The 12532-nt window shown below is 65.1% G+C and carries 7 protein-coding genes; 2 read left to right on the top strand and 5 right to left on the bottom strand.

Annotated elements, in window-relative coordinates:
* Positions 1–48 precede the first annotated feature (48 nt).
* Positions 49–894: a slipin family protein gene (locus AC3A4H_RS13320; protein ID WP_487767086.1), complete on the top strand. Its 846-nt coding sequence runs from the start codon at positions 49–51 to the stop codon at positions 892–894.
* A 21-nt stretch (positions 895–915) separates the two neighbouring features.
* Here AC3A4H_RS13320 and AC3A4H_RS13315 read toward each other — a convergent pair whose 3' ends face one another.
* The gene (locus tag AC3A4H_RS13315) at positions 916–2235 is read right to left on the bottom strand and encodes a glucoamylase family protein (RefSeq protein WP_487767085.1); all 1320 of its coding nucleotides are present in this window, start codon (positions 2233–2235) and stop codon (positions 916–918) included.
* Between the two features lie 210 nt (positions 2236–2445).
* Between AC3A4H_RS13315 and petA the strand changes: the two genes are divergently transcribed.
* Positions 2446–3099: a ubiquinol-cytochrome c reductase iron-sulfur subunit gene (gene petA / locus AC3A4H_RS13310; RefSeq protein WP_487767084.1), complete on the top strand. Its 654-nt coding sequence runs from the start codon at positions 2446–2448 to the stop codon at positions 3097–3099.
* Between the two features lie 14 nt (positions 3100–3113).
* Here petA and AC3A4H_RS13305 read toward each other — a convergent pair whose 3' ends face one another.
* The 4 genes from AC3A4H_RS13305 to AC3A4H_RS13290 form a co-directional block, all read right to left on the bottom strand.
* On the bottom strand, positions 3114–4595 hold the full coding sequence (locus AC3A4H_RS13305; protein ID WP_487767083.1) for an efflux transporter outer membrane subunit: 1482 nt from the start codon (positions 4593–4595) through the stop codon (positions 3114–3116).
* 169 nt (positions 4596–4764) lie between these two features.
* Complete coding sequence (locus tag AC3A4H_RS13300; RefSeq protein ID WP_487767082.1) at positions 4765–8049, bottom strand: efflux RND transporter permease subunit; 3285 nt, start codon at positions 8047–8049, stop codon at positions 4765–4767.
* Positions 8046–11162 (bottom strand): MdtB/MuxB family multidrug efflux RND transporter permease subunit, encoded by a 3117-nt coding sequence (locus AC3A4H_RS13295; RefSeq protein ID WP_487767081.1) that lies wholly within the window; start codon positions 11160–11162, stop codon positions 8046–8048. The genes AC3A4H_RS13300 and AC3A4H_RS13295 overlap by 4 nt, the downstream gene beginning before the upstream one ends.
* Entirely contained in the window at positions 11159–12463 is a 1305-nt protein-coding gene (locus AC3A4H_RS13290) for an MdtA/MuxA family multidrug efflux RND transporter periplasmic adaptor subunit (RefSeq protein ID WP_487767080.1), read from the bottom strand. The genes AC3A4H_RS13295 and AC3A4H_RS13290 overlap by 4 nt, the downstream gene beginning before the upstream one ends.
* Positions 12464–12532: the final 69 nt, after the last annotated feature.

The raw sequence follows: 12532 nt of genomic DNA, 5'->3' as shown, positions 1-12532 counted from the left end.
ACTCACGCTTCGGAAAAATTGCCGGACCGGCAGGGAGGAGCGACCAAAATGAACCCTATCACCTTGTTCCTGAGCGCCGTTTGTATTGCTATCGGCGCTGCGTTCATCGCCTCGGGGCACCCGAGCCTGGGTGTTCCGTTCTTCGTTCTGGCTGTCATTGTTGCCGCCGCGCTGAAGATGGCCAACACCTGGGAGAGGTTCGTCATCCTGCGCGCGGGCAAGCTGCTGGGCGTCAGGGGCCCGGGGCTTTTCCTGATCATCCCGGTGGTCGACAATGTGGTGGCGATCATCGACCAGCGCATCCAGACCACGGCCTTCAGCGCCGAGCAGGCGCTGACCAAGGACACCGTTCCGGTCAATGTCGACGCGATCATCTTCTGGTTCGTCCACGACGCGCAGAAGGCAGCGCTCAACATCACCAATTTTCGCGAAGCCATCGACCGGGTCGCCCAGACCTCGCTGCGCGAGATGATCGGTTCGGCGATGCTCTCGGCGCTGCTCTCGGAGCGCAATGCGGCAGACCAGCTGCTGCGCAACGAAATCAGCCGCAAGACCCTCGACTGGGGCATATCGGTGAAGTCCGTCGAGATCCGCGACGTGGCGATCCCCGTCGCGTTGCAGGATGCGATGTCCAGGCAGGCCCAGGCCGAGCGGGAAAAGCAGGCGCGCGTGATCCTGGGGTCCGCCGAGGCTGCCATTGCAGGGCAGTTCGTCGACGCAGCCAGGACCTACGCCGACCATCCCGGCGCCATGCAGCTGCGCGCCATGAACATCATCTACGAGACCACCAAGGAGCGTGGAACGACGATCCTGATGCCAACCTCGATGGTGGACAGCATGAACCCCGCATTCGCGCTGGCACTGGCAGGCAGGGATGGCGGCGCGGCCAAATAGCGTTCCCGGGGAAGCGTCATGTCAGGCTTCGCAGGCGGGCGCTGGCTCGACTTCGCGGGGCTCGGGGCGGGCGTCGAGATACGGGCTCTCGAACTCGAGCCGGGCAAGCGCCCGGCGCACTTCCGGCGCGGACATGAACAGCTTCCACAAAAGCCCTGTCCGATAGTTTTCCGTCATGACGACGATGGGACCCTGGTTGATCGCCAGGTAGGTCCTTGCGTACCAGTTCCGGTTTTCCGAGAAGGAATCCACGAAGCCGAACCGCCCCCAGATGCGCTTGCGCGGCTTGTCCATGAAATAGCGCAGCGCCTGCATTGCTTCGGCGGGCACGTAGGGCAGGCTGGCGATTGCGGCGCTGGGCGTGATGACGCCGATGTCGAAATCCGGCGCGTGGGGGGCATAGCCCGAGGGCCCATGGCTGGCGGTCAGCCCCCAGCAGGCCGGACCGTAGCCGTTGTGGCCGTGCGGGTTGGCGACGCAATGGGCATGGTTGATCTGCGCGTGCCGCACGTTCTGTTCCCAATAATCCGCGTGGCGGTCTCTGAGGCCGCGCGGGTCGAGGCCGCAGAACGAGTAATGCGCCAGGAAAAGCGGGCCGCCATAGTCCATGCCCAACGGCAGCTCGATCCCGTAATACGACCTCCCGTTGCGGAACCCGGGACCGGAGGCAAAGCACTCGTGATAGGTGGCGGGATCGATCGGATAGCTGTCCGAGCCCGTGGCCAGGATGTAGGCCACGAGGCACTCGTTCCAGCCTGCCACCCTGTGGTCCATCGCCCAGCCGTGATTGGGGCTCCAGTGCCAGTAAAGGTGCTGGCCGCCTCGGGTGAACCAGTCCCATTTGGCCTGTGCCAGAAGCTCGTCGATCTGCTGGCGCAGGCTCGATTCCGCTCCCTCGCGTCCGTTGAAATATTGGCGGGCACAGATCAGCCCCTGGAACAGGAAAGCCGTCTCCACCAGGTCGGCGCCGTCGTCCTTGCGGCCGAAGGGGATCGTCTCGCCCGTGCGTCCGTCCAGGAAGTGCGGGAATATCCCGTGGAAGCGGTGGGCCGTGCGCAGGAAGGCAAGCATCGTGGCAACGCGTTCGACGGCTTGCTTGCGCGAGATCCATTCTCGCTCCACCGCCACGATGATCGCCATGACGCCGAAGCCGGTGCCGCCGACGGCGACGAGATCACCCTTCGGATCCCCGGTGGTCTTCTGGCGATCGCGCGCCAGGCCCGATGCCGGGTGCGCGCCCTCCCAGAAGAAGCGGAACGTCTGCCGCTGCACCTGATCGAGCAGCTCGGCATCGTCCTCCTCAAGCTCGGGAAAATAATCGATGGAAGCGTTGAGTTGCATCCAATTTGGCCATTCACTGCACTTTGCCTTGGGCGAGTTAGTGCTTGCGCAGGCCCACTGCAAGCCTGCATTGCGCCACAGGCGCGGCAATGGCCGGGTGATCGCGCGTTTGTTATTACGTGCCGGACATCTTGTCCCCGTAAGCCGTTCTTCACGTGATACGTAGGGGACGAGACGACCCCACCATCGTGCATTGGAGCTTTGAGGAAAATGTCCAATGTTCACTCCGCTGCTGACCGTCCCGCACGATCTCAACGCCAAAATCCCAATCGCCGCGATTTTCTGTACATCGCCACGGCGTGCGCCGGAGTGGTGGGCACGGCCGCCGCCCTGTGGCCGTTCATTGATCAGATGAACCCGGATGCCAGCGCACGCGCCAGTGGCGGGCCGATCGATGTGGACCTGTCAAAGATAGCGCCCGGCCAGCAGATCACGGTGCGCTGGCGCGGAATGCCGGTTTTCATCAGCGACCGGCCGGCCGCCGCGCTCCAGACCCTGCGCAACGCGGATCTGCTGGCGGAGCTTTCCGATCCGGATTCTACAGTGAACCAGCAGCCGCCCTATGCCACGAACTGGTCGCGTTCGGCCAATCCGCGCTATGCCGTTCTGGTTGGGGTCTGCACGCACCTGGGATGCATTCCGGTGTTCCGACCCGAGGCCGAGCCGGGCAATGTCTGGTTCGGAGGCTATTTCTGCCCGTGCCACGGGTCCAAATATGACCTGGCCGGCCGCGTGTTCAAGAATGTGCCGGCTCCCTACAATTTGCCGGTTCCGCCCTACCATTTCACTTCGGAAACGAACCTGCGGATCGGGGAGAACCCGCCGGGGCAAACCTTCGACTTCAGTTCGATCAGGCAGGTCTGAGGCGGGCCTCGGTTCTACTGCGTTGCGACGAGGCCCGGCTCTATCGGCCACAGCCATCCCCCGCCAAGGGCCTGGAACAGGCTGACGCAGGCGAGCATCCTGTTCAGCCGCACCTGCACGAGGTTGGTCTCAGCGGTGAACAGGGTCTGTTGCGTTTGCAGCACGTTGATGAGGCTGACGGTGCCGCCGAGCAGCTGGGCTTCCGCCACCTCGAAGGCCTTGCGCGAATTGGTCACGACGTCCTTCTGAAGCCGTTCCTGGATCGTGGTCTGCTCAAGCGCCACCAGCGCCTTCTCCACATCGGAAAAGGCGGAAAGAATGGCCCTGCGATAGGCCTGCAGGCTCTGCAGTTGCACGCCCCGCGCCTGCTGCAACTGGCTCTCCAGCAGAAAGCCGTCGAAGATCGGCTGGGTGACGGTTGCCATCAGCGTGTAGTACCAGGCCCCCCGCGTGAACAGCTTTCTCAAGGACATGCTCTGGAAGCCTGTCGTCCCGGTCAGCTCGATCTGCGGCAGGAAGGCGGCTCGAGCGGCTTCGACGCTGAAATTGGACGCCGCAAGCTGCGCCTCCGCCTGGCGGATGTCGGGCCGCTGGTTGACGATTTCCGACGGCAGGCCGGGGGTCACGCGCGGCACGGTGATCTGGTTCAGGCTGCTGCCCTTGACGGTGAAGCCCGCGGGCGCGCTCGCAAGCAGGAAGGCAAGGGCTGCGATGTTCTGCTTCAGCGTCACTTCCAGCGGCGGGATCGACGCGCGCACGGTGGCGACGAGTGCGGCCTGCTGCGAAAGGTCCAGCTGCGAGGCCGTGCCGGCGTTGAACTGCTTCTGGACCAGATCGAGAATGCGGCTAGACGCGGCAAGATTTTGCCGCGCCACGCGCAGCTGGTCGCGTGCGGCCAGGATCTGGAAATAGGTGTTGGCCACGCTCGTCACGACGGTGAGCGTGACGATCTCGCGGTTGAACCGGCTCGCCGCAGCGCTCTCGGCGGCGGAGAACAGGGTGGCGTGGTTCTTGCCCCAGAAGTCGAGCATGTAGCTGGCCGTCAGCCCGACATTGTAGAGCGAGAAGGTTTGCGCCGGCAGGGTTCTGGTGGCCGACTGGCGCAATCGTTCGGCGCTGGCCGTCCCGGCCAGGCTCGGCAGCAATGGCGCGCCGGCAATGCCCACCTGCGCGTCGGCCTGGACGATCTGCGCCACTGCGATCGCAACGTCCAGGTTCGAGAACTGTGCCTCCTGGATAAGGGTCGTCAGTTCCTCGGAGCGGAAACCGCGCCACCAGTCCAGCGCGGGCACGGCCGCTTCAACATCCTTCCTGGGGCCATTCTCGTAGGCGCCCGGAACGTCGACCGCCGCAAGAGGCTTTTCACTGCCGAGGATGCAGCCGGACAGCGACAGCCCCACCAGGCCCACCGACAGGATGCGGCCAAACCGCTTGCCATTGCGGCAAAGGTGCACCGGAACACTGGTGAGGACTGACTTGCAAGCAATGCCACGCATTCGATGCCCAGACAGGGTTCGCCGCCCATGTAACCCCAACGCGCTCGACTGCTCGCTGAGTCTCCAATTCATGCTCGACCAATTGTCGAGCCTAAGCGTAACTTGTAAACAATGCTTACGCCAATGGGTGCGGCAAGTATTAGCCCCGATTATCCCCGGCCAACTTGCGTCATTCGCCGGGCAGCGGCCGCGGCTGCATCGGAGCGGCCGGCTTGCGAAGACCCTGCGCCCACAGCCGGAAGCGGTCGATATAGATATAGATCACCGGTGTGGTGTAGAGCGTCAGCAACTGGCTGAGGATCAGGCCGCCCACTATGGCGATGCCGAGCGGCTGGCGAAGCTCGCTGCCTTCGCCGATGCCGACCGCCAGCGGCACCGCGCCGAGCATCGCGGCCATGGTCGTCATCATGATCGGCCTGAAGCGCAGCAGGCAGGCCTGGTAGATCGCGTCGCGCGAGGACTTTCCTTCGTTGCGCTCGGCGTCGAGCGCAAAGTCGATCATCATGATGGCGTTCTTCTTCACGATGCCGATGAGCAGGATGACGCCGATCAGCGCCATCACGCTGAACTCGAGCCTGAACGCCGACAGCGCCAGCAGCGCGCCGACGCCGGCGGAGGGCAGGGTGGACAGGATGGTCAGCGGATGGGCGTAGCTTTCGTAGAGAATGCCCAGCACCACATAGACCGCAATCAGTGCCGCCAGGATCAGCAGCGGCTGGTTTGCCAATGACTCCTGGAAGACCCGCGCCGTTCCCTGGAAGCTGCCGCGGATCGAAGGCGGCATGCCGATGCGTTCCTTGGCTGCGTCGATGACCGCGACGGCCTCGCTCAGCGCGACGCCGGGTGCGAGGTTGAACGAGATCGTCGCCGCCGCGAACAAGCCCTGGTGGTTGACGGCAAGGGGCGTGCTGCCCGGTGCATAATGGGCGACGGCCGAAAGCGGGATCATGTTTTCGGCGCGGGTGCTGACCGCCGTGCCGGTCGAGGCTATGCCCTTTCCGACATTGCCGATCGAATTGGTCGCCAGGTTGCGCGCCGCATCCGCCGCGGCGGGGGAGGGAGGGGCGGCGCCGCGCCTGGGCGAAACGAAGGTCCCGGCCACGGCGTTGGTGGCCTGCGATCCGCTGACGCCGCCGCCAGATGTGCTCACAAAGACCTGTCTCAGCGTCTCCGGGTTCTGCCAGTATTGCGGCGCCACCTCCATGACCACGTGATACTGGTTGCGCGCCACATAGATGGTCGAGACCTGGCGTTGGCCGAAGGCGTCGTAGAGGGTGTTGTCGATCTGGCTCACGGTGACGCCGAGGCGAGCGGCCGTGTCGCGATCGATGACGACATTGGTTTCGAGGCCCTTGTTCTGCTGGTCGCTGCTGACGTCGGTGAGCTTCGGTTCCGCCTGCAGGGCGGCGGTCAGCCTGGGCGCCCATTCGTTGAGCTCGCCAAAGGTGTCGCCCTGCAGCGTGTATTGATACTGGGCGTTCGATTGCCGGCCGCCAACGCGTATGTCCTGCACTGCCTGCAGGTAGAGCGTTGCGCCCGACACTGCCCCAAGCTTTCGCCGCAGCCGGGCGATCACCTGGTCGGCCGAGATCTTGCGTTCGGCCAGCGGCTTCAGCGAAATATACATGAAGCCGGAATTGGTCTGCCCGCTTCCGGTGAAGCCGACGGCGGTGTCCACGGCGGGGTCGCTCTTCACGATGTCGACGAACTGGGCGAGCTTCTTCGACATCAGCTGGAAGGATATCGCCTGATCCGCCTGGATCGATCCGGTGAGCCGCCCGGTGTCCTGCTGCGGGAAGAAGCCCTTGGGAATGGTGACATAGAGATAGCCGTTCAGGCACAGCATGGCCAGGAGCACCAGCAGGACGAACCGCGGATGCGCAAGCGCCCAGCCCAGCGACCGGCGATAGCCGCCCAGCATGGCCGCGAATGCGCGCTCGCTGGCTCGGTAAAGCCGCCCATGCCGGCGCTGGTCCTGCCGGCGCAGCAATATGGAGCACATCATCGGCGTGGTGGTGAGCGATATGGCGAGCGAGATCAGGACCGCCGTCGACAGCGTGACCGCGAACTCGCGGAACAGCCGCCCGACCAGGCCGCCCATCAGCAGTATGGGAATGAACACGGCGATGAGCGACAGGCTCATCGACAGGACGGTGAAGCCAACCTCGCGGGCGCCGCGCATCGCGGCCTTCATCGGAGTCATACCTGCGGCGGTATGACGGGAAATGTTCTCCAGCACCACGATCGCATCGTCCACCACGAAGCCGGTGGCCACCGTCAGCGCCATCAGCGAGAGGTTGTCGATGCTGAAGCCCAGCAGGTACATCACCCCCAGCGTGCCGATGAGCGAAACCGGCACCGCCACGATCGGCACCAGCGTGGCGCGCGCATCGCGCAGGAAGGCGAAGACCACCACAATCACCAGCCCGATCGCGATCATCAGCGTGATCTGCACCTCCTTCAGCGAAGCGCGGATGGTGGTCGACCGGTCCATCATCACGGCGAGGTCGACCGCCGGCGGGATCGAGGCGCGCAGGAACGGCAGCAGCGATTTCACACGGTCGACGGTGGCGATGATGTTGGCATTGGGCGAACGGAACAGGATGAGCAGCACCGCCGGCTTGCCGTTGGCGAGGCCGGCATTGCGGATGTTCTCCACCGCGTCGTTGACCTGGCCGACCTCCGACAGGCGCAGCGGCGCGCCGTTGCGATAGCCGATGATCAGCGAGCGGTAGGCTTCCGCCTCGTTCGCCTGGTCGTTGGCGTAGATCTGGTAGCGCTGGTCGCCGACGTCTATCGCGCCCTTGGGGCTGTGGGCGTTGGCCGAGGCAAGTGCTGCGCGCACGTCTTCCAGCCCGATGGCATATTTGTAGAGCGCCTGCGGGTTCAGCTCCACGCGCACCGCGGGCAGCGAACTGCCGCCCACGATCACCTCGCCTATGCCGTCCACCTGCGAGAGCTTCTGCGCCAGAATGGTGCTGGCGGCGTCATAGACCTTGCCTTTCGGCAGTATGTCGGAGGTGAGCGCAAGCACCATGATCGGCGCGTCGGCGGGGTTGACCTTGCGATAGGTCGGGTTGGTTCGCAGGCTCGTCGGCAGATCGGCGCGCGCAGCGTTGATCGCGGCCTGCACATCGCGGGCGGCGCCGTCGATGTCGCGGTTGAGGCCGAATTGCAGCGTCACGCGCGTGTTGCCCAGCGTGCTGGTCGAGGTCATCTCGGTCACGTCGGCGATTTCGCCGAGATGGCGTTCCAGGGGGCTCGCCACGGTGGTTGCGACCACTTCCGGGCTGGCGCCGGGAAGCGTCGCCTGCACCGAGATGACGGGATAGTCCACTTGCGGCAGCGGCGAAACCGGCAGCAGCGGGTAGGCCACCAGCCCGGTCGCCAAGAGGCCGATGGTCAGCAGCGTGGTGGCGACGGGGCGCCGGATGAAGGGGGCCGACAGGTTCATGGCCGGCCGCCCGCGCCCTGCGCCTCGCCGGCCTGCGGCCGAGCACCCCGAAGGCGTGCGGCAAGCCGGTCGAACCAGAGATAGATCACCGGCGTGGTGAACAGCGTCAGCACCTGGCTCACCAGCAGGCCGCCGACGATGGAGACGCCCAGCGGATGCCTCAGCTCGGAGCCGACGCCCGTGCCCAGCATCAGCGGCAGCGCGCCCAGTATGGCGGCCAGCGTCGTCATCAGGATCGGCCGGAACCGCAGCAGGCAGGCCTGGTAGATGGCCTCGCGCGGCGACTTGCCCTCGTTGCGCTGCGCATCCAGCGCGAAGTCGATCATCATGATCGCGTTCTTCTTCACGATGCCGATCAGCAGGATGATGCCGATGATGGAAATCACGGTCAGGTCCTCGCCGGCCGCCATCAGGGCAAGCAGGGCGCCGATGCCGGCAGACGGCAAGGTCGAAAGGATGGTGATGGGATGGATGAAGCTCTCATAGAGCACGCCCAGCACGATATAGACGGTCACCAGCGCCGCCAGCACCAGGAACAGCTGGTTGGTGAGCGAGGCCTGGAAGGCGCGCGCTGCACCCTGGAAGGTGGTCATCACGCTGATGGGCATGTCGATCTCGGCCTGCGCCTGCTGGATCGCCTTCACCGCCTCGCCCAGCGAGGCCCCGGGCGCCAGGTTGAAGGAGACGGTGGTGGCCGGAAACTGCCCCATATGGGTGACCTGCAGCGGGGCCGTGCCGGTGCGGGTCTTGGCAAGCACCGACAGCGGCACCGGCGCGCCGCCGGTGGAGGACGGCAGGTAGATCGAGGACAGCGAAGTCAGCGATTGCTGCAGCGAAGGATCGGCTTCAAGTATCACGCGGTACTGGTTGGTCGTGGTGAACACCGTGGAGACGATGCGCTGCCCGAAGGCGTCGTATAGCGCATTGTCGATGGTCGCCGGGGTGATGCCGAAGCGCGCCGCCTGGTCGCGGTCGATGTCGACGTACACCGCCAGCCCGCTCTGCGACAGGTCGCTGGCGACGTCGGCAAGCTGCGGCAGCGAGTTCAGCTTGTCGACCAGCTTTGGCGCCCATTCGGCCAGTTCGTCGCCATTGGCGTCCTGCAGCACGAACTGGTACTGCGTGCGGCTTACCGTGCCGTCGATCGTCAGGTCCTGCACGGGCTGCATGTAGAGCGTGATGCCGGGAAGCGAGGCGGTGCTGGCCTTCAGCCGCCGCATCACCTCGGTGATGTTGGAGCCGCGCTGTTCGTGCGGCTTCAGGTTGATCAGGATGCGGCCGACATTGAGCGTGTTGTTGGTGCCGTCGACCCCGATGAAGGACGACAGGCTCTCAACATCCGGGTCCTTGAGGATGATGCCGGCGACCGCCTGCTGCCGCTCCGCCATCGAGCTGTAGGAAACCGACTGGGGTGCTTCGGTGATGGCCTGTATCATTCCGGTGTCCTGAACCGGGAAGAAGCCCTTCGGGATCACGATGTAGAGCGCGACCGTCAGCACGAGGGTGGCCAGCGCAATCAACAGCACCAGGGGCTGGTGGTTGAGCACTCTCGTGAGAAGGCGCCCATAGCCACGGATCACCCAGTCGAAGAAGTTGCGGCTTGCCCGCTGCAGCGCATTTTCGTGCACGGCCGAGACCGGCTTGAGCAGCTTGGCGCATGCCATGGGAACCAGGGTCAGCGACACCACGGCCGAGATCAGGATGGTGGTCGAAAGCGTGATGGCGAATTCGCGGAACAGCCTGCCCACGATGTCGCTCATGAACAGCAGCGGTATCAGCACCGCGATCAGCGACACGGTCAGCGAGATGATGGTGAAGCCGATCTGCTCTGAGCCGATCAGCGCCGCTTCCTGCGGCGAGTAGCCTTGCTCGATGTAGCGCGAGATGTTCTCGATCACCACGATGGCGTCGTCCACCACGAAGCCGGTCGCAATCGTCAGCGCCATGAGCGAGAGGTTGTCCAGGCTGTAGCCGAACAGATACATGATGCCCAGCGTGCCCACGAGCGAAAGCGGCACGGAAAGGCTGGGGATCAGCGTTGCGCGGGCGCTGCGCAGGAACACGAAGATGACCAGCACCACCAGGACGACCGCCAGCGTCAGCTCGTATTCCACGTCGCGCACCGAGGCGCGGATGGTGGTGGTGCGGTCTGTCAGCACGGCGACGTTGACTGCGCTGGGCAGCGAAGCCTGCAACTGCGGCAGCAGCGCCTTGATGCGGTCCACCACCTCGATGACGTTGGCGCCCGGCTGGCGCTGGATGTTCAGGATGATGGCAGGCGTGGTGTTCATCCATGCGCCGAGCTTGTTGTTCTCGGTGCCGTCTATCACCGTGGCCACGTCGGTCAGCCGCACCGCCGCCCCGTTCTTGTAGGCGACGATCAGGGAGTCATATTCCTTTGCGGTCCTGAGCTGGTCGTTGGCATTCACCGAATAGGCCCGGGCCGAGCCGTCGAAGCTGCCCTTCGGCGCATTGACGTTGGCGTTGGCCAGCGTCGTGCGCAGATCGTCGATGTTGAGCCCGTAGGCGGCGAGCTTGCGCGGATCGGCCTGCACGCGCACCGCAGGCCGGTGGCCGCCGCTCAGCGTCACCAGGCCGACGCCGGGAAGCTGGGAAATCTTCTGGGCTAACCGCGTGTCGGCCAGTTCCTGCACCTGGCGTAGCGGCATCGTCTCCGAAGTCAGGCCCAGCGTCAGCACCGGCGCGTCGGCGGGGTTCACCTTGGCGTAGATCGGCGGGGCTGGAAGGTCCGACGGCAGCAGGTTGCCCGTCGCATTGATCGCCGCCTGCACCTCCTGCTCGGCGACGTCGAGCGAGATCGAGAGGTTGAACTGCAGCGTGATCACCGAGGCCCCGGCCGAGCTCACCGAGTTCATCTGGTTCAGGTTGGGAATCTGCCCGAGCTGGACCTCGAGCGGGGCGGTGATGGAAGACGTCATCACGTCGGGGCTGGCGCCGGGATAGAAGGTCTGGACCTGGATGGTCGGATAGTCGACCTGGGGCAGAGCCGATACCGGCAGGAAGCGGAACGCCACTATTCCGGACAGCAGGATTGCGACCATCAACAGCGATGTTGCCACCGGCCGAAGAATGAAGGGTCGCGACGGGTTCATTTCGTGTGACGATTCCCTCCATGTCGCTGTCCGCCCTGCGGCCTCTCCGGCGGCGGCGGGGTGACATCCGGCTTGGGCAGGTCCTGCTGGGCCTGCGCGGGGCTCGCGGCCTGTTCCTGCTCGTGCACCCTCACGGCCGCGCCCTCGCGCAGCTTGTCGGCGCCGTCCACCACCACGCGGTCGCCCGGCGCGAGGCCCGAGACGACCTCGGCGCGCTCGCGGTCGATTGCGCCCAGCGCGATCTTCCTCACCGACACGGTGTCGTTGGAATTGATGACATAGGCGAAGGTTCCGGGCACGCCGTGCTGGATCGCAGCGGTCGGCATGACCGCCACGTCCTTGTGCTGGTTCAACAGCAGCACCGCGTTGACGAACTGGTTCGGATAAAGGATGCGGTTGGCGTTGTCGAAGAACGCCCGCAGCTTGATCGTGCCGGTGGAGGGGTCGATCTGGCTGTCGAAGGTCTGCAACACGCCTTCGGCCAGCTTCGTACTGCCGGTGCGGTCATAGGCCGTCACGGGCAGCTGCGCGCCCTGCTGCACGCGCTGGGAGATCGCCGGCAACTGGTCTTCCGGCACGGTGAAAAGTACGCTGATGGGCTGGATCTGGGTGATGACGACGATGCCGGCAGGGTCGCCGGGGGTGACGTAGTTTCCCGCATCGATCTGGCGCAGGCCCGTGCGGCCATCCAGCGGCGACAGGATGCGGCAATAGCCGAGATTGACGGTGGCGGCCTCGACCAGCGCCTTGTCGGCCTCCACGGTGCCCTGATATTGCCCGACAAGTGCCGTCTGGGTGTCGAGGGTCTGTCGCGCCACCGCGTTCTGGGCCGCCAGGCCCTGGTAGCGCTTGAGGTCGACCTGCGCGCCCTTCAGAAGCGCTTCATCCCGGGCCAGCTGGCCCTGCGCCTGCTGCAGTGCTGCCTCGAAGGGCCGGGGGTCGATCTGCGCCAGCAGGTCGCCCTTCTTGACGTCCTGCCCCTCCTGGAAATCCACCTGGATGAGCTGGCCGCTGACCTGGGGCCTGACCACCACCGTGTTCATCGACGTCACCGTGCCGAGTGCGCTGACGGTGACGTTGATGTTGCCGGTCTGCACGGTGGCCGCCCCAACCGATACCGGCTGCTCGGCACGGCCGGGCGCGGGCGGCTTCTCGGCCAGGGGCAGCCTTTGCCACCAGAGGGCCCCCGCGATCGCCAGCAACACCAGGAAGACAAACCAAAGCCAGCCGCTGCGCGAGCCCGGCCTGGTCGGTTCCGGTCGCTCAACAATGCGCTCTTCGGGCTCTCGAAGCTGGTCCATGGCAACGCATGCTCAAGATCGGTCGGCACGAGGGATAATCAAGGCCGCCGATACAAGGACTTTTGTGCC

This window comes from Pseudaminobacter sp. Soil_N_29 (assembly GCF_057656055.1).
This window is presented reverse-complemented; position numbering and strand designations above follow the sequence as displayed.